Genomic DNA, 22,614 nt, shown 5'->3' with positions numbered 1-22,614 from the left:
CCAGTGTATTCCTCAAGCTAACGCAGGTTAATGGCGTGCACCAGGCCGCCGAGGCCCGCCAGATGGGCTTCCAGCACGTCCCTGCACATCTGCGCCGTCATCCATTCGGGTTGGAGCAGCGCGTGCATGGTGAGCCCGTCAAGGGTGGCTAGCAGCCTTTCGGCTTCGGTGACGAGCCTCTGCTGGCCAGGGTCGGACAGGCCGGGCTGCTCCGCGCCGTCGCCGGCAGCGGTGGAAAGCTCCATCACGAGCCGGCCCATGATCGCGGCCACGGCACGGTGGCTGCGGTCGGCCTCCGGGGCCAGGAACGGCTTGGTCCTGGCGGCATTCTTGAAAGCCATCCAGACGCACGCGTCGACGGCCCGCTCCTCATCCAGCGGCAGGAGCTCGCCCAGCAGGGTTAACACGGCTTCATGGTGGTCCGCCGTCCCTGGCAGCACCTCGCCGAGCCGTTCGTCGGCTGCCGTGAGCCGGCCCACGATCCGGTCCACGACGACGCCGAAGGAGTGCGTGAGCAGTTCATCGCTGCTCGCGAAGTAGTGCCGGACCGAGCCGACGGCGAGTTCCGCCTCGTCGGCAACTTCCCGGAGCGACGCCCGTTCCAGTCCGTCTGCCGCTATGATGCGGAAGACCGCTTCGACCACTTCCTGGCGCCGCAAAGCGGCGTCGACAAATTTGGGCATTAGTCTTTTTTAGCACGGATGTGCCCGCACGACGGCGGGGCGCACCGGTTGCGGCCGGGCTGGCCTCCGCGGGGCGGTTCCCGTGGTGGGATAGCCTAAGACTCATGAGAATTCTGGTTACTGGCGGCACCGGCTACATCGGTTCGCACACTGTGCTGTCCCTGCAGGAAGCCGGCCACGAGGTCGTGGTCCTCGACAACCTGGTGAACTCCAGCGAGGAAGCCCTGCGCCGGGTGGCGGAGCTGAGCGGCACGGCCGCGGTGTTCCACCGCGTGGACCTGGTGGACGAGGCCGCCGTCGACGCCGTCTTCGCCGAGCACGCGATCGACGCCGTGATCCACTTCGCCGGCCTCAAAGCCGTCGGCGAGTCCGTCCGGGAGCCCCTGCTGTACTACCACAACAACCTCACCGGCACCCTGAACCTCCTCCGCGTGATGGACCGGCACAACGTCCGCTCCATCGTCTTCAGCTCCTCCGCCACCGTCTACGGCGAGCACAACCCCAGCCCCTACCTGGAGAAAATGGAGATCGGCGCGAACAACCCCTACGGCCGGACCAAGGAACAGATCGAGGACATCCTCGCCGACCTCGGCGCCGCGGACGAGCGCTGGCACATCGCCCTGTTGCGCTACTTCAACCCGGTCGGTGCGCACCCCTCCGGCCGGATCGGCGAGGACCCTCAGGGCATTCCCAACAACCTCGTCCCGTTCATCGCCCAGGTCGCCGTCGGCCGCCGCGAGAAGCTGATGGTCTTCGGCGGCGACTACGACACCCCGGACGGGACCTGCCAGCGCGACTACATCCACGTCGTCGACCTCGCCGATGGCCACGTCGCGGCCCTGAACCACATCGCCCACCGGTCCGGGGTGCGCCGCTGGAACCTCGGCTCCGGCCACGGCTCCTCCGTGCTGGAGGTCCTGCGCTCGTTCGAGAAGGCCGCGGGCAAAGCCATCCCCTACGAGATCACCGCCCGCCGCCCCGGAGACCTGCCCGCGTTCTGGGCCGACGCCTCCTCGGCCCTGGCCGATTTGGGCTGGTCCACCACCAGGACGGTGGACCAGATGTGCGAGGACCACTGGCGCTGGCAGAAAAACAACCCGCAGGGCTACAACGCCTGACCGATCCACCGCGGACAGCACGACGCCGGCCGCGCTCCTCAGCTGAGGTGCGCGGCCGGCGTCGTACTGCTGTGGTCTTTAGTGCACTACACCGAGGGGTAGTTGCGCTCCGGCTCACCGACGTACAGCTGCCGCGGGCGGCCGATCTTGGTGTTGGGGTCGCTGATCATCTCGCGCCACTGGGCGATCCAGCCCGGCAGGCGGCCGATCGCGAACAGCACGGTGAACATCTTCTCCGGGAAGCCCATGGCCTTGTAGATCAGGCCGGTGTAGAAGTCCACGTTCGGGTAGAGCTTGCGCTGGATGAAGTAGTCATCACTCAGGGCCTTCTCCTCCAGCCGCATGGCGATGTCCAGCAGTTGGTCGTTGCCGCCGAGCTTGCTGAGGATCTCGTGCGCCGTGGCCTTGACGATCTTGGCGCGCGGATCGTAGTTCTTGTAGACGCGGTGTCCGAAGCCCATCAGGCGGACGCCGTCTTCCTTGTTCTTGACCTTCTCCATGTAGTCCTCGGGCTTGGTGCCGTCGGCCTGGATCTGGCGCAGCATCTTCAGCACGGCCTCGTTGGCGCCGCCGTGGGCGGGGCCGAAGAGGGCGTTGATACCGGCGGAGACGGAGGCGAACAGGTTGGCGTTGGAGGAACCCACCAGCCGGACCGTGGAGGTGGAGCAGTTCTGCTCGTGGTCCGCGTGCAGGATGAGCAGGAGGTCCAGTGCCTTGGCGACGACCGGGTCCACCTCGTACTGCTCGGCCGGGAGGCCGAAGCTCAGCCGCAGGAAGTTCTCCACGAGGTTGTGGGAGTTGTCCGGGTAGAGCATGGGCTGGCCGATGCTCTTCTTCAGGGCGTAGGCGGCGATAACCGGCATCTTGGCCAGCAGGCGGTAGGTGGAGACCTCCACCTGCTCGGCGTTGAACGGGTCCAGCGAGTCCTGGTAGAAGGTCGAGAGAGCCGACACGGCCGAGGACAGCACTGGCATCGGGTGGGCGTCCCGCGGGAAGCCGCTGAAGAAGCCCTTGAGCTCTTCGTGCAGCAGGGTGTGGTGGCGGATCCGCTGGTCAAACGCTTCCAGCTCGGTGGCGGTCGGCAGGTTGCCGTAGATCAGCAGGTAGGAAACTTCCAGGAAACTGGAGTGCTGCGCGAGCTGCTCGATCGGGTAACCGCGGTAACGCAGGATTCCCGCGTCACCGTCGATGTAGGTGATGGCGGACGTCGTGGCCGCGGTGTTCATGAAGCCGGGGTCAAAGGCAACGGCGCCGGTCTGCTTCAGCAGCTTGGAAACGTCGTAGCCCTCGTTTCCTTCTACAACCTTGATGCGCGGGAGTTCGAGCTCGCCTCCGGCATGGCGCAGGGTTGCGCTGGTGGTCTCAGTCATGGAGTCTCCTCATGAGGCATCGGGGCCTCTGTAGAAAGCTGGTCCAACTTCTGGTGAAGCCGCCCACGGAACCGTACGGAGACGGATTCCAACGGCCGGACTGCCTTCTTGTGGAAAGCCACCATTGATAGTCAGTTAAAAACTACCTTCAGTTCGCGGTCGCTACTAATCCGGGACGTCCCGGAGCGGCCGAAAATGCGCCCGTTGTGGCACGCGTCACAGCATTGTTACGGTCCCAGGGCCAGCCGTGCGGCGGCGGCGTCGATCCGCTCATCCGTGGCCGTCAGAGCGACCCTGATGAACCCGTCGCCGGCGTCGCCGTAGAAGACGCCGGGCCCGACGACGATCCCCCGGTCCGCGAGACGGCTCACCGTGCGCCAGGTGTCCTCCCCCGCGGTGGCCCACAGGTAGAGCCCGGCCCGGGATTCCTGGATCGTCAGTCCGAAGCCCTGCAGTGCCGGCACGATCCGCTCACGGCGGCCACGGTACAGATCCTTCTGGTGCTGGACGTGCGCATCATCGCCCAGGGCCGCGCGCATGGCCTCCTGGACCGGATAGGGCACGATCATGCCGGCGTGTTTGCGGCTGTTGACCAGGTTCGCCATGATGGCGGGGTCTCCGGCGACAAAAGCGGCGCGGTAGCCGGCAAGGTTGGACTGCTTGCTCAAGGAGTAGACGGCCAGCAGGCCTTCATGGGAACCCTCGGCCACCTCCGGATCGAGGATGCTCGGCACCGCGGAGCCTCCGCGCTGGAGATCCCATTCGCCCCAGCCGAGTTCCGCGTAGCATTCGTCCGAGGCGACCACGGCGCCGAGATCGCGGGCCTGCGCCACGATGCGGCGGAGTGATGCGGTGTCCCGCACGCTGCCGGTGGGGTTGGCCGGGGAATTGACCCAGACCAGGCGCACGCGGGCCCGGGTCGCGGCGTCGAGTTCGTCAAGGTCGTCCGCGGCAATGTGCTCGGCGCCGGCGAAGGTGGCACCGATGTCGTAGGTGGGATACGCGACGGTGGGCCGGACGACGACGTCGCCCGGTTTCAGTCCCAGCAGGAACGGCAGCCAGGCCACGAGTTCCTTGGATCCCAGCGTGGGCATGATGTTCTGCGGATCCAGGCCGGGGACGCCGCGACGGCGCCCAAACCAGGCCGCGATGGCCTCCCGAAGTGCCGGGGTGCCGTGGACCGTGGGGTAGCCGGGGGCGTTGGCCGCGGCCCGAAGGGCCTCCTGCACGACCTCGGGCGTCGGATCCACCGGTGTCCCAATGGAGAGGTTGGCCACTCCATCGGGGTGTCCGGCTGCCCTGGCGAGGTACGGCGCCATTGCCTCCCACGGGTAGTCGGGCAGGCTGAGGCCGAAACTGCGCAGCGCGGATGTCACCGAAGCGCCGCCTAGCTCTCTTGGTTCTGCAGCGGGAGGGCGGCGATCATCGGATGGTCGGTGTGGGTGTTGCCGACCTTTGCGGCCCCGCCCGGGGATCCCAGGTCGTCGAAGAATTCAACGTTGGCCTTGTAGTAGTCGGCCCACTCCTCGGGGGTGTCGTCCTCGTAGTAGATCGCCTCCACGGGGCAGACCGGCTCACAGGCACCGCAGTCCACGCATTCGTCCGGGTGGATGTACAGCGAACGCTCACCCTCATAGATGCAATCGACGGGGCATTCTTCAATACATGCCTTGTCCTTGACATCTACACACGGCTGCGCGATTACGTACGTCACGTCCCTGGCCTCTCCACGTTGGGTCCGGCGACCGGCCGGATGTTGCTCCCGGCCTGAGCGCCGGGCTGCTGACTTCTGAGCCTATTATCTCCCTGTGGGTTCCCGCGAACCTAGCCGGGCGTCACAGAAGCCCGGGCGGGTGCCGGAACTGGTCCTAGTATGAACTAGTGAGCCAGCCCATGCCCCCGCCGCAGCAATTCCTTTCCGGTGCCCCAATTGGCACCCGCGTCGTGGTCAGGTACCGGATCGAGGGCGGCCTGACGGACGCGCTCGGCGAACTGGTGGGACTCGGCGAGGGGGCTTGCACCGTCCGCACCCGGCGCCAGGACGTGGTTATTCCGCTGGCCCGCGTAGTCGCGGCCAAGGAAGTCCCGCCCGCGCCTCCTCGCCGCAACCCACGGCAAACCTGACCCGCCAGGGGCCCTGCTACGGCCCGGCCTGTCCTGACCAGACCTGACCAGTGGACATGCCCTCCCCTTGGCCGCACCAATGGACCTATAGGCACTATGTCCATTGCTGGGCGGAGCCGCGGGACATGCCCTCCCCTGGGCCGCCCGGTTTTTGTCGCGTCCAGACCTGACCAGTGGACATGCCCTCCCCTTGGCCGCACCAATGGACCTATAGGCACTATGTCCATTGCTGGGCGGAGCCGCGGGACATGCCCTCCCCTGGGCCGCCCGGTTTTTGTCGCGTCCAGACCTGACCAGTGGACATGCCCTCCCCTTGGCCGCACCAATGGACCTATAGGCACTATGTCCATTGCTGGGCGGAGCCGCGGGACATGCCCTCCCGTGGGCCGCCCGGTTCTTGTCGCGTCCAGACCTGCCCAGTGGACAAGCCCTCCCCTTGGCCGCGCCAATGGACATATAGGCACTATGTCCATTGCTGGGCGGGAGCGCGGGCTCATCGGCCGAGTGCGGCAGCCTGGGACATGTCCATGCTTTGCTCTGAAGGCCGGGCAGGTCGCGCGGGTTCATATCGTCTATCAAGGGGAAATGTCCGGCCTTAGGTGGGGAAGAGAGCGTGCTCAGTCTTAGGCGGCGGAGGGAAGCTTGTTCAGGGCGGCGCGGACCATCGCGATGAACTCATCGGGCCGGTTGCGGAGCAAGGGATAGCTGACGACAAGGGTCGGGATGCCGCGCCGGGTCGTCATGTTCCACCGCCGCCGGTCTTCCTCGAAGCTCGCCCTGTCCATGTGGAATCCTGCCCCATCAGTTTCGATGCCGAGCCTGCCGTCCACCATCAGATCCAGATGGCCCATGCCAGGAACATTGACCTGGGATTCAACGTGGAACCCCGCCCTGCGGAGCAGGTACCTTGCCATGCATTCGATGATGGATTGGGATTGCGGCACGATTCCGGCAACGATCCGCCGCTCCCGAGCATCGTTGCGGCCCGATAGCCGTTGTCGCAGCGCCGATACCGGCACGCCCTTCAAAACGACGGCGGATTCCGCAACGACGAGGCCGTCGAGTTCCGGCAGACAGCGCAGGCTTTGGACGACCGTGTCCAGCAGCGTGGGCGGCGCGGCGGACCGGTGGCATATGAAACCCGGGTAGTTGCGGCTGTGGGTGAGTGCAATATGCGGGTGTTGCGGCGGTTCCAGCACCCAGAGACCTTGAAGCTGCGCCTTTGTGACGCACGTCGGCTCGGCTGGCAACGACCGGATGGAGGTGAGCTGCTCGTCGGCGCCGGGGACAGCGTAAACGCCCGGGGCGACCCGGGAAACTGCTCCGCTGGCCAAGGCGGCCTTGAGCTGGAAGTCGGAGACCCCGGCGGCAGCGAGGTGTTTGGCGCGTGCTACGCCGTCGTAATTTGAAAGCACTTCGGTGATCTGGGCCATGTGGATATGGTGGCGCCGCAGACGTCGGTTAGCACAGAGGCCTGTTCAGCTATGTGCACAAGCGCATGCCCCACCGAACGCGCAGAAATGCGCGTATCCCACGGTCAGAAGCGGGCATGTCCGGTGGCGGACACCGGCGATGGACATAGTGCCATTATGCCCGGCCGTGGCCACGAAGAATGAGCATGTCCCGCGGAACCGCCGGAAGAATGAGCATGTCCCGCAGAACCGCCAGGGAAGAATGAGCATGTCCCGCGGGGAGGGTTGTGCACGGACCGGATGTTACGCCTGCCCGGGGCGGTACCTCCGGCACCAGGCGAGCATCACGAGAGTGACCGCCGCGCTGCCGAAGATCCAGAGATTGCCCGGAGTGTCGGCGATTACGAGTCGTTTGCCGTTTTCCACGGTGGACCACCAGCCGGTGAGGGCGTAGCAGAGTACCCCGCAGACGGCCGTCGGGACGATGGAACGGAAAGCGGCCCCGAGCCACAGCTGGGCCGAACCGAGCAGCACAAGCGCGGCAACGGCACCCCAGGGGACGTCGACGCCGGCAAGCACCAGACCCTGCCGGTGCAGGGCCGTGCCAGCCGCGGCAACAAAAAGAGCTGCCGGTACGGCGGCGGCCAGGCCGCCTGCCATACCGGCAGCTCTTCTATTCACAAATGATCCGTTGCCGAGGCTAGGAAGTCAGGACTAGGCCTTCGCGCGTGCCCGGTTGGACTTGGCGCGCTGGTTGACGTCCAGGATGAGCTTCCGGATGCGGATCGATTCCGGGGTGACCTCGACACACTCGTCTTCGCGGGCGAATTCGAGGGACTCTTCGAGGGTCAGGTCGCGCGGCGGCGTCAGGTTCTCGAAGGTGTCGGAGGAAGCGGCACGCATGTTGGTGAGCTTCTTTTCCTTGGTGATGTTGACGTCCATGTCGTCCGCGCGGGAGTTCTCGCCGACGATCTGGCCTTCGTAAACCTCGGAGGTGGGGCGGACGAAGAAGGAGCCGCGCTCCTGCAGGTTGATCATGGCGAACGGCGTCACAACACCGGCGCGGTCCGCGATCATCGAGCCGTTGGTGCGGTACTCGATCGGGCCGGCCCAGGGCTCGTAGCCCTCGGAGATGGAGGCCGCGATGCCGGCGCCACGGGTGTCCGTGAGGAACTTGGTGCGGAAACCGATCAGGCCGCGGGCCGGAACGATGAATTCCATCCGGCACCAGCCGGTGCCATGGTTCGCCATGTTGGTCATGCGACCCTTGCGGGCGGCCATGAGCTGCGTGACGGCACCGAGGTACTCTTCGGGCACGTCGATGGTCATGTGCTCCATCGGCTCGTGGATCTTGCCATCAATGGTCTTGGTGACAACCTGCGGCTTGCCGACGGTCAGCTCGAAGCCTTCGCGGCGCATCTGCTCAACCAGGATGGCCAGCGCGAGCTCGCCACGGCCCTGGACTTCCCAGGCATCCGGACGCTCGGTGGGGAGCACCTTGATGGAGACGTTACCGATCAGTTCCTTGTCCAGGCGGTCCTTGACCTGGCGGGCCGTGACCTTGGCGCCCTTGACCCGGCCGGCCAGCGGCGAGGTGTTGATACCGATGGTCATGGAGATGGCCGGATCGTCAACCGTGATCAGCGGCAGCGGCTGCGGGTTGTCGACGTCGGTCAGGGTCTCACCGATGGTGATCTCCTCGATGCCGGCGACGGCGACGATCTCACCGGGGCCTGCGGACTCGGTCGGGACGCGGTCCAGGGCCTTGGTGGCCAGCAGTTCGGTAATCTTGACGTTCTTCAGTTCACCGTTGGCCCGGGCCCAGGCGACGGTCTGGCCCTTGCGCAGGGTGCCGTTGTAGATACGCAGCAGCGCGAGGCGGCCGAGGAACGGGGAGGCGTCGAGGTTGGTGACGTGGGCCTGGAGGACGCCGTCCGGGTTGTACGTCGGTGCCGGGATGTGCTCGATGATGGCCTGGAACAGCGGCTCGAGGTCCTCATTCTCCGGAGCGGAGCCGTCGGCCGGCTGCTGGAGGGAGGCGCGGCCGACCTTGGCGGCGGCGTAGACGACGGGAACGTTGAGGATCTTGTCCAGGTCCAGGTCCGGAACTTCGTCGGCCAGGTCGGAGGCCAGGCCCAGGAGCAGGTCCATGGACTCGTGTACAACTTCTTCGATCCGCGCGTCGGGACGGTCGGTCTTGTTGACCAGGAGGATCACCGGCAGGTGCGCGGCGAGGGCCTTGCGCAGCACGAAGCGGGTCTGGGGCAGCGGGCCCTCAGATGCGTCGACGAGGAGGACGACGCCGTCGACCATGGACAGGCCGCGCTCGACCTCGCCGCCGAAGTCCGCGTGGCCCGGGGTGTCGATGACATTGATCGTGATGGTCTCGCCCTTGGAGGACGGACCGTTGTAGGCCACCGTGGTGTTCTTGGCCAGGATGGTGATGCCCTTTTCCCGCTCGAGGTCGCCGGAGTCCATGACCCGGTCTTCGAGGTGGTTGTGGGCGGCAAAGGAGTTGGTCTGCTTGAGCATGGCGTCGACCAGAGTGGTCTTGCCGTGGTCAACGTGGGCCACGATCGCGACGTTGCGCAGATCACTGCGCGATGCAGTGGCTACCGCGGTGTTGGTGGTGGTTTCAGACATGCGTTATTGCTCGATTCAGTGGTGAAGTCAGCTGTTGTATCGCGACATTTCCAACCGGAACGCACGACGGTTACGCCCCTTTCGCACAGGGCACCTTCTACAAGTCTAAACGCTAGGGCATTTATTGGCCTAAAATGGCGGATTGCCGGGGCAGCCATCGCCGGCCCGAATGCACCGGATCGGTCGCGGACTATGAGCAATCTCACTGGATTTTCGCGACGCCGTGCCCCATGATTGCTGGAAAGCAGCAAGCCAGCCCGGAGATTCTTCATGCGGAACGCAACGGCTCTGTTCCGTTTCCTCGCACCGATGATCGCCGCAGGCGTACTCGTGGGCGGCTGCGGACAGGCCACCCCACCCCAGCCCTACAACCCTGATGTGTGTGCGGCGTCGACGCTGACCACCCCTGCCCCGGGTCCAGATGCGGGTCCGGATGCGGGTCCGGATCCGGCCACGATGCCGCCGTGTTCGATCCACCGGAACCCCGCCAGCGGCCGGGAAGAAGTCGTTCTGAAGGACCTCGGGCACACCGCGCTGCTGATCGGCGACTCCCAGTCCGCCCCCGCCGTCGGATGGCCCCGCCGGGCGCTTACCGCCGTGGGCTACCACGTCTACTATTGCGGCGCGGGCGGCACCGGATTCGTGGCGGCGAACGGCAAAACCGGCAACTACAGTGACGCCCTGGACCGCGGCGACTGGAGACTCCCCTACGGGTCACCGGCGCTGGTGGTCATCCAGGGCGGCGGGAACGATGCCACCAAGGGAGCCAGTGATGGCGAGATCACGGCCAACGCCGAGAGGCTGATCGGCATGCTACGGCAACGCTATCCCGGCGCTACCCTGGCCATGATCGGCACCCTTGCCCTCGGCGCCGACCATGGCGGCGGCCGCCGCACCGAGGTGGACACATTGTTGGGAACGGTCGCGGCGAAGCGGGGCATTCCCTTCGTCAGCGTCGGGGACTGGATGACCAGGTATGACCTGCTGCAGTACGCGTCGGACCGGGTGCATCTGGACACCGAGGGCCACCGGAAGCTGGGCACCATTCTGGGCACGATGCTGAAGGACATGCGCCTGCAGGCCGAGGACCGGTAAGCACCCCCGGGTTCCTCAGCGCAGGCTTCCGGCACAAACCGTCAGCCCACGGGCCGCCGGCCCGAAACGTCGCCGGCCCGAAACGTTCCCGTTCAGGCAACTTCCGGGGGCAGCATCAGGCTCGCGCCCGGGATGGCGTTCAGCAGCGCCATCGTGTAGTTCTGCTGCGGCGAATCGAAGACGTCGTCCGTGGACCCGGTCTCGACCAGCTTGCCCTTTTCCATCACACAGACGTGGTCCGCGATCTGCCGGACCACGGCCAGGTCGTGGGTGATGAACAGGTACGTCAGGCCGAGGCGGGACTGCAGCCCGGCAAGCAGGTTCAGCACCTGCGCCTGGACCAGGACGTCCAGCGCGGAAACGGCCTCGTCGCAGATGATTACCTCCGGATCCAGCGCCAGTGCCCGCGCGATGGCGACACGCTGGCGTTGACCGCCGGAGAGTTCGTTCGGGTAGCGCTGCATGGTGGACTGCGGCAGCGACACCTGATCCAGCAGTTCGCGGACCTTCTTCTCCCGGCTGGCCTTGTCCCCGATCTTGTGGGTCCGCAGCGGCTCCTCGATGGTCCGGAAGATGTTGTACATCGGGTCCAGGGATCCGTAGGGATCCTGGAAGATCGGCTGTACCCGGCGCCGGAAGGCGAAGATCTCCTTACGGCTCAGCGTGGACGTGTCCACCCCGTCGAACACGATCTTGCCGGAGGTCGGCTCAAGCAGGTTCAGCACCATCTGCGCCACGGTGGACTTGCCGGAACCCGACTCACCCACGATCGCCGTCGTCGTTCCCCGCTTGACGTTGAACGAGACGTCGTCGACGGCGGTGAAATCCGCCGACTTGCCTATCCCCGAGCGCAGCTTGAACACCTTGCTCAGGTTCTGGATCTGCAGTACCTCTTCCGTGAGGGCCGGTCCGACGCCGGCTGCCTCGCCGGCGGCGAGCACCTCGTCGGTCTCCACGCCGAGTTCCTTGGCCACCTGGATACGTCGTGACGCCAGCGACGGCGCCGAGGCAACCAGCCGCCGGGTGTACGGGTGCCGCGGGTTCTGCAGCAGCTCCAGTGACGGGCCGGCCTCGACGACGTTGCCGCGGTACATGACCACGACCTTGTCGGCACGCTCCGCGGCCAGTCCCAGGTCATGGGTGATCAGCAGCACGGCGGTCCCCAGTTCCGTCGTCATCTTGTCCAGATGGTCGAGAATCTGCCGCTGCACCGTCACGTCCAGGGCCGACGTCGGCTCGTCTGCGATCAGCAGGCGCGGTTGGCAAGACAGGCCGATCGCGATCAGGGCACGCTGGCGCATGCCCCCCGAGAACTCGTGCGGGTACTGCCTGGCGCGCCGGGCGGCGTCCGGCAGGCCGGCCTCCGCCAGGACGGTGGCGACGTCGTCCGGACCGCTGGGGCGGCCGTTGGCCTTGAGCGTTTCCTTGACCTGGTAGCCGATCTTCCAGACCGGGTTCAGGTTGGACATCGGGTCCTGCGGCACCATGCCGATGATGTTGCCGCGGAGTTCGATCATGCGCTTTTCGGAGGCATGGGAAATGTCCTCGCCGTCCAGCAGGATCTGGCCGCCGGCGACGCGGCCGTTGCCCGGCAGCAGACCGATCGCGGCCAGTGCCGTCGTCGACTTGCCGGAACCGGACTCGCCCACAATGGCGACCGTCTCGCCGGGCATGATGGTCAGGTGTGCGTTGCGCACGGCCGGGACTTCGCCGCTGCCGGTCTTGAACGTGATCGCGAGATCGCGGATTTCCAGCAGCGGCCGATCGTCCCGGGTTCCGGCCTCTTGAATGGTGACGCGGGAAGTTGTCATGTTTGCCTCCTTCATCGCTGACGGCTCTTCGGATCGAGGGCATCACGGAGGGCGTCGCCCAGCATGATGAAGCTCAAGACCGTGATGGACAGGGCTGTTGCCGGGTACAGCAACACAGCCGGGTTGGTGCGGATGGAGGACTGCGCGGCGGAGATGTCGTTACCCCAGGACATCACGGACCCGGGCATGCCGATTCCGAGGAACGACAGCGTGGCTTCCGCAACGATGAACACGCCGAGTTCCATCGTGGCGAGCACGATGATCGGGGCCAGCGCGTTCGGGAGGACATGGCGGATCAGCGAGCCCATCCGGGACACGCCCAGCGAGCGGGCCGCCGTGACGAAGTCCGCGTTGCGGACCTCGATGACCGCTCCGCGGGTGAGGCGGGCCATTTGCGGCCAGCCGAGCAGCACCAGCACCAGCACCACTGTCCAGACCCCGCGGTTTTCCCGCATCAGCGGAAGCTGGGTGATGACGAGCGCGCCCAGAATGATGGGCAGGGCGAAAAAGATGTCACCGAGGCGGGCGATGACGACGTCCACCCAGCCGCCGAAGAAGCCTGCGAGGGCGCCGAGCGTCACACCGATGATCGTCACGCAGATCACGGAGAAGACACCCACCATCAGCGAGGCCCGGGTGCCGTGGATGATGCGCGAGTAAATGTCGCAGCCCTGGAAAGTGAAGCCGAGCGGGTGCCCGGACGCGGGCGCCCCGTTGGAGTTCGCGAGCTCGCAGCCGTTGTCCGGTGCAACCTGGGTGAAGAGCCCCGGGAACACGGCCACGACGATGATCAGGGCGATCAGAACGCCGGAGATGATGAAGAGCGGACGACGGCGGAGCTTGCGCCACGCGTCCGCCCAGAGGCTCAGCGGGGCCTCGCCGGCTTTGACAGCATCCGTGGCGAGCAGCGGGGTCTCCTCGACCGGGGCAACGAAGTGCTCGATTTGGCGGTTACTTTTCATAGCGGATCCTCGGGTCAAGCCAGGCGTAGAGCAGATCGACCAACAGGTTGGCGGCGACAAAGACCAGCACCAGCACGCTGACGATGGCGACAACGGTGGGGCCTTCGCTTCGCAGGATCGCCTGGTACAGCTTTTGGCCAACACCGGGAACATTGAAAATGCCTTCGGTCACGATCGCGCCGCCCATCAGGGCGCCAAGGCTGGCGCCCAGATAGGTGATCACCGGGATCAGCGAGTTGCGCAGCACGTGGGTCAGCACAACCTTCGGCCGGGACAGGCCCTTGGCGGTTGCGGTGCGCACATAGTCGGCGTTCATGTTTTCGATCACGGACGCTCGGGTCAGGCGCAGCACATAGGCGAACGACACCAGCCCCAGCACCGTCGCGGGCAGCAGCAGTGTCCCCCAGTCGACGTTCGAACCGACCGTGGGTTTCGCCCAGCCGAGCTGCACACCGATCAACAGCTGCAGCATGAAGCCGAGGACGAAGGTCGGGATGGCGATCACGACGAGCGAGAGAACGAGGACCGTGCTGTCGAAGACGCCGCCCTTGCGCAGGCCTGCGACGAGGCCGAAGGCGACGCCGAAGACAGCCTGGATGACGAGGGCCTCCACGGCGAGCATGGCCGTGACGGGGAAGATGCGGGCCAGCGTGGCGGCGATCGGCTGGCCGGTGAAGTCGACGCCGAGGTTAAAGGTAAAGAGGTTCTTGAGGAAGAGCCCGTACTGGACCCAGAAGGGCTGGTCCAGGTTGTACTGCTGGCGGAGCTGGGCGATGACCGCTTCGCTTGGCGGGCGGTCTCCGAAGAGCGCCCGGATGGGGTCGCCCGGAAGGGCAAAGACCATGAAGTAGACGAGCAGGGTGGTTCCGAGGAAAACCGGAATGACCTGCAGCAGGCGCCGGAGGATGTACTGGATCACAGCATGGCCTCCCGTGCATTTGTGGAACTAAGGGGAATCATTGGACAGCTTTCCTGCCGTTTCAAGGCTGTGGGGGCCCGGCCAGGCCGGACCCCCACAGCTCAGTGATGTGGACGAGTTCCAAGAACTACTTGGCCGTGATGGCCCAGTACTGCAGAACGCCGTTCCAGCCAGCGTCAACGTTGCTGACGTTCTGGCTCCAGACAGCCTGGCGGGCGGAGTACCACAGCGGCAGGTTGGGAAGGTCCTCGAACAGGACCTCCTGGGCCTGGGTGAACTTCTTGTTGGCATCGTCCGTGGACTTGGCGGCCAGGCCTTCGCTGAGGAGCCTGTCGAACTCGGGGTTCGTATAGCCCTCGTAGTTGGCGCTGGAGCCGGTCTTCAGGAGCGGGCCCAGGAAGTTGTACAGCGACGGATAGTCAGCCTGCCAGCCGGCGCGGGTCAGCCCCGGCAGGTTCTGGGCGGTGCGCAGCGTCAGGATCTCAGCGAACTTGGCGAACGGCTGGCCTTCGGCCTTGATTCCCAGATTGTTCTTGAAGTTGTTGGCGACCGCGTCGATCCATTCCTTGTTGCCGCCGTCGGTGTTGTAGGCAAGCAGCAGGGTCTTGTCGGCGGGCCACGGGGTCATCGCGTCGGCCTGGGCCCAGAGGTCCTTGGCTTTGGCGGCGTCGAACTTGAGGACGTCGGAGCCGGCAACGTTGTCGTTGTAGCCGTCAACCGCCGGGGAGGTGAAGTCCTTGGCCGGAATACGGGTGCCGGAGAAGATGACCTTGGTGATTTCCTCGCGGTTGATTGCCATTGACAGGGCCTGACGGCGCAACTTGCCCGCGTCGCCCTGGAACTCCGGCAGGTAGCCCGGAATGTTCAGGGTGGAGTTGCCGGCGTACGGCTTGTTCAGGTGGTTCTCCGGGAAGTCCGAGGTGTAGGTCTTCAGCGCGTTCGTGGGGAGGACGTCCGTTACGTCCAGGTTGTTGGCCTGGATGTCCGTGTAGGCCGGTGCCGGGTCGGTGTAGAACTTGAAGGTCACGCCACCGTTCCTGGCTTCGCGGGGACCTTTGTAGTCAGCGTTCTTGACGAGTTCAATCTGGCTGTCGTGCTGCCAGGCGCCTTCCTTGGCCATCTTGTAAGGGCCGTTGCCGATCGGGTTTTCGCCGAACGCCTTCGGGTCCTTGATGGCGTCGGCGGGCAGGGGCATGAACGCCGAGTAGCCAAGGCGCAGCGGCCAGTCCGCTTCCGGCTGGGCCAGCTTGACCGTGATCGTGGAGTCGTCCGTCAGGACCAGGCCGGAAAGGGTCTGGGCGGTCGGGGCGGGAACTTCGGTTTCCTTGCCGTCCGCGCCTGTCTGCTTCGAGGTGGCGCTGACGGCGTCGTAGCCCTCGATTGATTCGAAGAAGCTGCTGTTGCCCTGGGCGTTGGTGCTCAGCGCGGTGAAGTTCCAGGCATCAACGAAGCTCTTGGCGGTGACTTCCTCGCCGTTCGTGAACTTGGTGCCCTTCTTGACCTTGATGGTGTAATTCTGGCCGTCGGGAGATTCCACAGACTCAGCAAGGGCGTTGACCGATTTGCCGCTTGGATCGTAGCTGCGCAGGCCCTCGAAGAGGAGCTCGACGACACGGCCGCCGTAAACCTCGTTGGTGTTGCCCGGCAGGAGCGGGTGCTGCGGCTCGTTGCTGTAGGCCGTGATGACTTTGTTGGGATCACCGGGAGCCTGGCTGGCGCCGTTCGAGGTGCTGCCACCGGCACCGCATCCGGTCAGGGCAAGAGCGGCGATAGCCAATATGCCCAGTGCTTTGGAAGTGCGCGAAAAACGCATTCCGCCTCCTATGGGTTGGGAGTTCGTATGGGAAAACTTGTGCTTCCCCGCAGGCTGGCACAGGGATTTTCCCTGTGACGTGGCCTACATGTGGAAGTAGCCTAGCCCCAAAAAGTCCGAATAGTGGAACCCTGTTGCCAAACCGTGACCCCCCAATATAGCGACCGCCGGAGTCGGCTGCACTGTATTGCAGGTCACACCTACTGGCTGGTAGCATACGTCTCTGCGGGCCTCCGGGTTATCCGGGGTTAACTGGCGGCAGTACGTGTTGATTTACTTCTGGGTCCACTCCCAGAAGTTCCACCAGACACCGGTCTGGGTCGGCATGTGCTTGACTCCGGTAATCCGATCGCTGTACGCGACGACGCCGACTGTCTGGAACAGCGGGAGGCCGTAGGCAGAATCCCAGAGCTTCCTGTCGATCTGCTGGATGAGGCCGTCCTGCTTGCTGCGGTCGGTCGTGGCAATGAGTTCGTCCATCAGCCTGTCGGCTTCCGGGTCGGTGTACCGGTTGAAGTTGGAGTCATTGCCCGCCTTGAAGACCTGCGGAACACCGGTGACGCCGACACCCGTGCTGATCCACCCGAAGATGGCGGCGTCATAGGTGCCCCCGCCGAGTGCCCTGCCCCAGTCGGAGGCGCCAAGGCCGCCGTCGACGATCCGGAAGCCTGCTTCGGCTGCTGACCCGCGGATCTGCGAGTACGCTTCGACGCGGTTGGGGTTGTCCCTGTTGTAGAGGATGCGCACCTCCGGAGTGGCTCCGTCCAGCAGCTTCTTTGCGGCGTCGATGTCCACGTCCTGGTAGGCGGACGAGCCGTTGTCCTTGACGGCGTCGGCGTACGGTGCCTGAGCTGGAAAGAACATCTGCGAGTCGAGCGGTGCAGCCTTCGGGTCGAGCTTTTTGACGAGCTTGTCGACGATGTCCTTGCGCGGCACCGTTTTCAGGAAGGCCTCGCGGACGTTCTTTTCGGCGAAAGGACCCGTGTAGTTCAGGTCGATGTGGTCGAATGCGAGCTGGTTGCCCACGTCCACCGTGACGCCCTGGCCTTGCAGTGCCGTGAGCTGGTCCACCGTATCGGCAGCAGGCTGCAGGGCGATGATATCGGCTTCGCCGTCCTTGAGCGCCTGCACCTGGGCCGCAGCGGAACCGATGGAGCGGACGGTGATTTCGTCCAGTCTGGGTTCCGGACCCCAGTTGTAGTCCTTGTTCCTGACCATGGTCAGGGACCGGTCCGGGTTGACGGCCTTGACGATGTACGGGCCGTTGGACAGGTACAGGATCGGGTCGGCCGGCAGGGTCGTGGTGTCGAAGCCGGTGTTCCACATCTCCGCCACTGCCCGGAGCCGGGCGTTGGCAGGCTCCGGCGCCCCGGCGTCACCGCGCGGTGTGTTCTTCAGGAGGTCAACGAAGTCGCCCACGTCGTTCAGCCCCGCCCTTGTGGCGAGGACGTGCGCCGGGATATCGACCCCGGGCCCGCCAATAGCGACCTCCCAGTCGGCGAAGGGCTTGGAGTACTTCAGGGTCATGGAGCGGTTGTCCGCGCCGAGTTCCGGAAAGTCGGTCAGGGCGACGCCGGTCGGGTCTCCGGCATAGGAGAAGTAGGACGTACCGGTACCGGCTTCCGGGTCGGCGTCGTCGTAGAACCCGGAGAAGGCGGCCCACTGCAACAGCAGGTCCGCCGCCGTGACCGGTGTTCCGTCCGACCACTTCACACCCTCGTTGATGGTGTACTTGACCGTCAGCGGGTTGTCCGAGGTCTTTTCCATCTTGCCGAACTTCTCGTTGCGCACGACGTTCAGCTTGTTATCGAGGTAAAAGAACCCCGAGTGGGTGGCGTAGCTGATTTTTGCGTTGATGTCGGTATTGCCTTCAGCGGTGTTGGGGTTGAACGTGTTGAAGGCGTTCACCTCGATGACCGTCGCCGACCCGTCCGACGCGACTGGCGCTGCAGCAAGAGTCGGGGCTGTGCCCTCGCTGTTCCCGGCGCAGGCGCCGAGCGCCAGGGCAACGGCTGCGGCCACACCCACTGCCCGGGCAGTCCGAACCCAGCGCATCCGGCCTCCTTGTTTCCGCGGTGTGGACGATACCGGGTCCGGCGACACCGGACAGGGGTCCCCCTCCCCCGGCAGCAGGTGAGCTTGTCTCATATGGGATGAAGCGTAAACCCGCGCGCCCGGGAAAGCTGACTCCTTGTAATGTTTGTTAGCGAGTTGCAACACTTCGGGGCAGGACCGTCCCGAGTAAATCGACAAGAACCTGGCCGGTCGGGAAGCGGGCGATAAAAGCGACGGAATAAGAAAGCTCCCGTTGGGAGCATCCGGATTGTCGAGTTAATTCCTCATTACTTGCGGATGGGGGAAGCAGAATCGATTCAGCCGGATGTCCGGAACTTCACGCTGGCGCGGTGAAGAAGGCTTGGATGTCGAGGTTGATGAAGGCGCTGTCGACGTTTGCTACGGCTCGTGAGATGCCGTGCTGGATGATACCGGGAAAGGTGATGCCGATGGAAGATTGCACCGGCCGGTTGTGTTCAGCTTCCAGTTCGTCCGCGAGTTGAGCGACGGCATCGCCGATGTCGTGGGGTGTGGCTGGTCGGGGTGTGGGTAGTCGGAGCGTGTTGCCTTGAATTCGGACCGCATCGAGATCCACGATGCCGCCTTTGATTCCCGTGCCGCCGATGTCGATGCTGATGTAGTGGCCGGTGGTGGCGGTGTCGGTGGTCATGCGGTCCTTCTCTTCGGTGGGACCGAAGTGGGCGGCAGTTTCGGTACTGCCGCCCACTTCGGTTCTAGCTGGTATCTACTTTGGTTTGGTTATGGGGTTGCCCGGTAGGCGTTCCAGCTGTCCCAGTTCTCGCCGTCGAACCCGATCCTTCCGAGCTGGTAATAGCCCAGTTGTTGGCATCCTTTTCGATTACTTCGCCGCCGACTGTGTAGTTCTCCAGTGCGAGGCCGTTGCCCTGCGGTACTTCGTTGCCGACGGTGACCCTTTCACCGGCAAGATTGGTTTACCGCTTGAGGTGGTTGACCTGGGGCTCAGATATACACCGGCTCCAATCGCTTCGAGTGCCCGTTGAAGGATCGGTGATTCACACGTAACCGCTTGACGGCTTATATAGGCCCGGTTTCCTAATTTAGTTGTGCTGCTCCCGGATGAGCCCGAAGGGCACTGCCGGGTGTGCGGACGATGTAGCGGCCGGGGCCGGTTCGGGTGATCATGATCCCTGTCTCGTGGCGGGTGGCCGCGGCTCTTACGGTTTCAACTGCGTCGGTTATGGCCTGGTCTACCCGTGAGGCGGCGTCAACGCTTATTTCGACCATTCCCGGTGATGGTTGGGTTTGTGTTGTTGTTGTCACTGGGGTCTCGCATCTGGGGGAAGTAGTTATTAGAGCTGTTGAGTTAGGGGTGGTGCGGGGGAAGGTGAAGGTTCTGGCGTTGCCAGGTGCCCCTACCTTCCCCCGCGCCCGCTTTTGCAGGGCCAACCGCCCGTCGACTAGTGCAAAGGTGCGCTGATCTGTGCTTACAAGGTGGCTGGCGTGACTGTGATGCCGTGGCCGTGACTGAAGGATGGGTTTTCGGTGTCGAAGGGGACGTCTTCCCGTGAAATTTCGATTGCTGTCATGCTGCTTGGTAGATCGAACGGCAGCTTGCCGGTGAACGGAGTCCGTCCACGAAGCGCGTCGGCTAAGACTTGGTCGCTCGCGCCGAATTCGCCGATGAGGCCGGCGAGGTGTGGAAGGAGCTCCGTTACCACCGCCGGGCGCTCGAGGTAGATCGCTGCGATTGTCGGGGCCTGTGCTGCGAGTTCAGCGATGTGTTTTACGGTGTCTTGCGGGAAGTCGAGCTGGCCGCGGTGGAAGAAGTCCCCGAGTGCGTTATCGGGGTCGGGCTGCCACGGTGCGTCGAGGCGAACCAGGTTGACCTCCGCATGGGCAGGGGTTCCGACAATTTCGAGGTCGTGCTCAACAGTGGACCAGTCGATGCCCTCGGAGTACACCCGTGTGCCGGCGCGCAGCGGCATGGTGTCGCCGTTTTTGAGCAGCGTCAGTGATGCTGCCTGCGCGTAGTTTCCACGAGCCCTAAACTCGGGGTTCGTCCCAATCTCGTGGGCGTGCTCAACGTCTACGTAGCGGTTCTCGAACAGGCCTAGCGTGAACTTTTCGCGCAGCAGCCGCGCGACCGATCGGTTTACCTGTGTCTCGTCGAGCTGACCGTCGCGGACGGCTTGGAGAACACGCCAGGTGCAGCTGTCACCACCGAACTGGTCAACTCCGGCGCCGATGCCGATGACCAGGCGTTCGGTCGGCGTGAGGTCTTCCAATCCGTACCCATTGGGGCCGAAGGTTAGGCCGGCGTGGATAGTGGGTTCAAGGAGGAACCAGTCGCTGAGGACAATGCCTTCGAAGCGGTACTTTCCGCGGAGTAGATCACGGATAACGGGCTCGTTGAAGGCGAAGCCGCGCTCCTGCCAGTCTGTTCCTACGGGCATACCGTAGTACGGCATGATTTGTGTGACTCCGGCTTCAAATGCGGCCTCGAAGGGGCGCAGGTGAAGTTGTTGCTGCCCACCCGGGTAGACCTGCTCGGGGAAGCGTTTGTCGTGGGCGTCGTCACCGCGAAGTTGGGGGCCGGCGCCCGGGAAGTGCTTGACGACCGCGGCTACACTTTCGGGTCCGAGGGTGTTGCTGCCGCGCAGTCCCCGGATGAACGCCGCGGTGAGACGGGAGACCATGTCGACATCTTCACCGAAGGTTCCGAACCCTCGTGACCAGCGTGGTTCTGAGTATAGGTCTGCCATCGGGCCGAGGTAGACGCGGATCCCCATCGCGAGTTGCTCCTGGCGGAGTGTGTCGCCGTATTGGTAGGCAAGGTCGGTGTCTCCAATTGCAGCGAGGCCGGTGTGCTCGGGCCAGCGGGACAGTTCGTCGGTGCTCTGCCCGGTGAATGGGGTGCTGCGGAACCCGCTGCGCGGGTCCGTGGAGAACGTGATGGGGATGCCCAGGCGTGTATCCGCCGCGAGTCCCTGTAGTTCGTTCGTCCATTCAGCTATCTCTGCGGCCTTGGTGCCGTTGAGGACGTGGAGATGATTCAGGAGCTTGTCCTGCACGGAGGCGCGGGCGTCGGCGCGGGCTTCTTCGTCGCTGTAGCCCTCTTCCGGTAGCCGTGTGACGGGCTGGAAGAGCAGTCCTGCTTTTTCTTCCAGCATCATGCGCGGAAGGAGGTCGTTCACCCGCTGCTCGGCGGTGAGTGAGGGATTGAGGTAGTCAGGTTGGCTCATGGATTTCTTTCTGGTTACCGTGCCGCGCGGATTTTGAACAGCACGGGGATGCAGGTGAGGCTGAGGATGCCGCCGACGATGTACAGCAGCAGGTAGTTCGGGTCGTCACCGGAGCCGAGGAGGAGCGGTGCGGCGAACGGGACCAGGGAGAACGGGAGGGTGAAGGCGATGTTCACAATGCCGAGGTCCCTCCCGACCGTGGACGTGTCTTTGAGTGTTGCTACGGCGAAGGCGATATAGATGCCGAAGAGGATGCCGGCGGCAAGACCAGCTCCCAGCGTCTGCCCGATGATGAACATCGTGGCGTCCTGTGCGAGAACGATCACGCCCATCCCGGTGGCCATGAGGACAGCAGCGAGGATGAAGAGTGGTTTGCGCCGCCCGGTCTTGTCGCTGATCCAGCCAGCCAAGGGGGCAACGAGTAGCGCGACGAGGCCGCTGAGCAGGAAGGTGACGAAGAGAGTCCCTGGCAGGTCAGCCTCGGCGATCTTGACCTGGTCCTGCAGGTAGTACACCGCGTATGTTGCGATGACGCCCAGGCCAAGATTGATTAGGAAGAACGCGAGCAGGAACCAGGCAAAGTCCGGGGATTTGCGCGGGTTGATGTAGAAGCTGCCGGCGAACTCCCTGAGGGTGAACGGGGTGCGTTCGCCTGCCGCCGGCTTGTCGTCCTTCATCAGGGCAACCAGGGCGAACCCGAAGACGATGGCGATGGCTACCGGGAGCCCGATTTGCGCGAGGATACTTGTGGGGAACGCCTGGATGAAGAAAATTCCCACCACGGTGGACGCGGCGGCGGCCGTGCCGGAGAGCGCGCCGACGAGGCCGTGCTGGGATTCGGGGATTCGGTCGGCAACGATGGCGAGCGTCGCTGCGATTGCGGCGTTGATGAAAGCCTGCATGAGAACCCATCCGAGGATCAACATCGGTATTGAATCGCTCAGGCCGATAACCGCGGCACCGACGGTCGTACCGGCGAGGCCGACCACAATCCACGGGCGGCGGCGGCCGAACCTGCTCCTGGTGCGGTCGCTCAGCCGGCCGAAGAAGGGATTGGCGAGTACCGCAACCAGCGTCCCAATGCCGGCGACCAGGGAGTACGTCGTGGTCTTGTTTGCGGGATCGAGCTCGGCAATGCGCAGTGCCACCGTAACAGTGGCCGGGAGGTTGATCGCCATCCAGATGCCGAACATCGCCAGCGCATATACGCCGATGAACAGTGCCCCGACGCGGGGGAGTGGTTTGGGAGCGGGGGATGCCGCCCCCTCAAAGGTTGTTGCGAGCGGGGATACCGAATCGGGAGGGGTTGCAGTCACAGGGAAGACGTCCTTGGCTTGTCTAACTAAAACGTTACCGGTATCGTTACCGGTACTGGTGTTGCTAAG

The 22,614-nt window shown here is 64.5% G+C and carries 18 protein-coding genes; 3 read left to right on the top strand and 15 right to left on the bottom strand.

Features of this window, described 5'->3' with window-relative positions; all coding sequences use genetic code 11:
* Positions 1–17: 17 nt before the first annotated feature.
* Positions 18–683, bottom strand: a complete 666-nt coding sequence (locus QFZ69_RS04860) for a TetR/AcrR family transcriptional regulator (RefSeq protein WP_306915997.1) — start codon at positions 681–683, stop codon at positions 18–20.
* Positions 684–787: 104 nt separating this feature from the next.
* On the opposite strand from QFZ69_RS04860, the gene galE reads away from it, so the two are divergent.
* Positions 788–1,801, top strand: a complete 1,014-nt coding sequence (galE, locus tag QFZ69_RS04855) for a UDP-glucose 4-epimerase GalE (RefSeq protein ID WP_306915996.1) — start codon at positions 788–790, stop codon at positions 1,799–1,801.
* An 86-nt stretch (positions 1,802–1,887) separates the two neighbouring features.
* Here galE and QFZ69_RS04850 read toward each other — a convergent pair whose 3' ends face one another.
* From QFZ69_RS04850 to fdxA, 3 genes are all read right to left on the bottom strand, one after another.
* Entirely contained in the window at positions 1,888–3,171 is a 1,284-nt protein-coding gene (locus QFZ69_RS04850) for a citrate synthase (RefSeq protein WP_306915994.1), read from the bottom strand.
* A 227-nt stretch (positions 3,172–3,398) separates the two neighbouring features.
* Positions 3,399–4,547 carry a succinyldiaminopimelate transaminase gene (gene dapC, locus QFZ69_RS04845; RefSeq protein WP_306915992.1) on the bottom strand — a complete coding sequence of 383 codons (1,149 nt, stop codon included), beginning with the start codon at positions 4,545–4,547 and terminating at the stop codon, positions 3,399–3,401.
* Positions 4,548–4,558: 11 nt separating this feature from the next.
* Positions 4,559–4,885 carry a ferredoxin gene (fdxA, locus tag QFZ69_RS04840; RefSeq protein ID WP_306915990.1) on the bottom strand — a complete coding sequence of 109 codons (327 nt, stop codon included), beginning with the start codon at positions 4,883–4,885 and terminating at the stop codon, positions 4,559–4,561.
* Positions 4,886–5,052: 167 nt separating this feature from the next.
* Between fdxA and QFZ69_RS04835 the strand changes: the two genes are divergently transcribed.
* Positions 5,053–5,295: a hypothetical protein gene (locus tag QFZ69_RS04835; protein WP_306915989.1), complete on the top strand. Its 243-nt coding sequence runs from the start codon at positions 5,053–5,055 to the stop codon at positions 5,293–5,295.
* A 623-nt stretch (positions 5,296–5,918) separates the two neighbouring features.
* On the opposite strand, the gene QFZ69_RS04830 is transcribed toward QFZ69_RS04835, so the two are convergent.
* The 3 genes from QFZ69_RS04830 to typA all read right to left on the bottom strand — a co-directional run bounded on the left by QFZ69_RS04830 (position 5,919) and on the right by typA (position 9,350).
* Positions 5,919–6,728, bottom strand: a complete 810-nt coding sequence (locus QFZ69_RS04830; RefSeq protein WP_306915987.1) for a type IV toxin-antitoxin system AbiEi family antitoxin domain-containing protein — start codon at positions 6,726–6,728, stop codon at positions 5,919–5,921.
* Positions 6,729–7,010: 282 nt separating this feature from the next.
* Positions 7,011–7,367 carry a hypothetical protein gene (locus tag QFZ69_RS04825; RefSeq protein ID WP_306915985.1) on the bottom strand — a complete coding sequence of 119 codons (357 nt, stop codon included), beginning with the start codon at positions 7,365–7,367 and terminating at the stop codon, positions 7,011–7,013.
* A 54-nt stretch (positions 7,368–7,421) separates the two neighbouring features.
* Positions 7,422–9,350, bottom strand: coding sequence for a translational GTPase TypA (gene typA, locus QFZ69_RS04820; protein ID WP_306915982.1), 1,929 nt, complete (start codon positions 9,348–9,350; stop codon positions 7,422–7,424).
* A 270-nt stretch (positions 9,351–9,620) separates the two neighbouring features.
* On the opposite strand from typA, the gene QFZ69_RS04815 reads away from it, so the two are divergent.
* On the top strand, positions 9,621–10,445 hold the full coding sequence (locus QFZ69_RS04815) for an SGNH/GDSL hydrolase family protein (protein ID WP_306915981.1): 825 nt from the start codon (positions 9,621–9,623) through the stop codon (positions 10,443–10,445).
* 92 nt (positions 10,446–10,537) lie between these two features.
* On the opposite strand, the gene QFZ69_RS04810 is transcribed toward QFZ69_RS04815, so the two are convergent.
* The 8 genes from QFZ69_RS04810 to QFZ69_RS04775 all read right to left on the bottom strand — a co-directional run bounded on the left by QFZ69_RS04810 (position 10,538) and on the right by QFZ69_RS04775 (position 22,545).
* Positions 10,538–12,256 carry an ABC transporter ATP-binding protein gene (locus QFZ69_RS04810; protein WP_306915979.1) on the bottom strand — a complete coding sequence of 573 codons (1,719 nt, stop codon included), beginning with the start codon at positions 12,254–12,256 and terminating at the stop codon, positions 10,538–10,540.
* Between the two features lie 11 nt (positions 12,257–12,267).
* Positions 12,268–13,218 carry an ABC transporter permease gene (locus QFZ69_RS04805; protein WP_306915977.1) on the bottom strand — a complete coding sequence of 317 codons (951 nt, stop codon included), beginning with the start codon at positions 13,216–13,218 and terminating at the stop codon, positions 12,268–12,270.
* Positions 13,208–14,137 (bottom strand): ABC transporter permease, encoded by a 930-nt coding sequence (locus QFZ69_RS04800; protein ID WP_306915975.1) that lies wholly within the window; start codon positions 14,135–14,137, stop codon positions 13,208–13,210. The genes QFZ69_RS04805 and QFZ69_RS04800 overlap by 11 nt, the downstream gene beginning before the upstream one ends.
* A 127-nt stretch (positions 14,138–14,264) precedes the next feature.
* On the bottom strand, positions 14,265–15,950 hold the full coding sequence (locus QFZ69_RS04795; RefSeq protein WP_306915973.1) for an ABC transporter substrate-binding protein: 1,686 nt from the start codon (positions 15,948–15,950) through the stop codon (positions 14,265–14,267).
* A gap of 273 nt (positions 15,951–16,223) precedes the next feature.
* Positions 16,224–18,005 carry an ABC transporter family substrate-binding protein gene (locus tag QFZ69_RS04790; RefSeq protein ID WP_306915972.1) on the bottom strand — a complete coding sequence of 594 codons (1,782 nt, stop codon included), beginning with the start codon at positions 18,003–18,005 and terminating at the stop codon, positions 16,224–16,226.
* A gap of 337 nt (positions 18,006–18,342) precedes the next feature.
* Positions 18,343–18,675, bottom strand: coding sequence for an ROK family protein (locus QFZ69_RS04785; protein WP_306915970.1), 333 nt, complete (start codon positions 18,673–18,675; stop codon positions 18,343–18,345).
* Between the two features lie 796 nt (positions 18,676–19,471).
* Positions 19,472–21,229 carry a glycoside hydrolase family 3 protein gene (locus tag QFZ69_RS04780; RefSeq protein ID WP_306915967.1) on the bottom strand — a complete coding sequence of 586 codons (1,758 nt, stop codon included), beginning with the start codon at positions 21,227–21,229 and terminating at the stop codon, positions 19,472–19,474.
* Positions 21,230–21,243: 14 nt separating this feature from the next.
* On the bottom strand, positions 21,244–22,545 hold the full coding sequence (locus tag QFZ69_RS04775; RefSeq protein WP_306915965.1) for an MFS transporter: 1,302 nt from the start codon (positions 22,543–22,545) through the stop codon (positions 21,244–21,246).
* Positions 22,546–22,614 lie beyond the last annotated feature (69 nt).

Source organism: Arthrobacter sp. V1I7 (genome assembly GCF_030817015.1).
Lineage (GTDB): Bacteria > Actinomycetota > Actinomycetes > Actinomycetales > Micrococcaceae > Arthrobacter.
The sequence above is the reverse complement of the archived record's forward strand: the minus strand, read 5'-3'. Positions and strand labels throughout refer to the sequence as shown.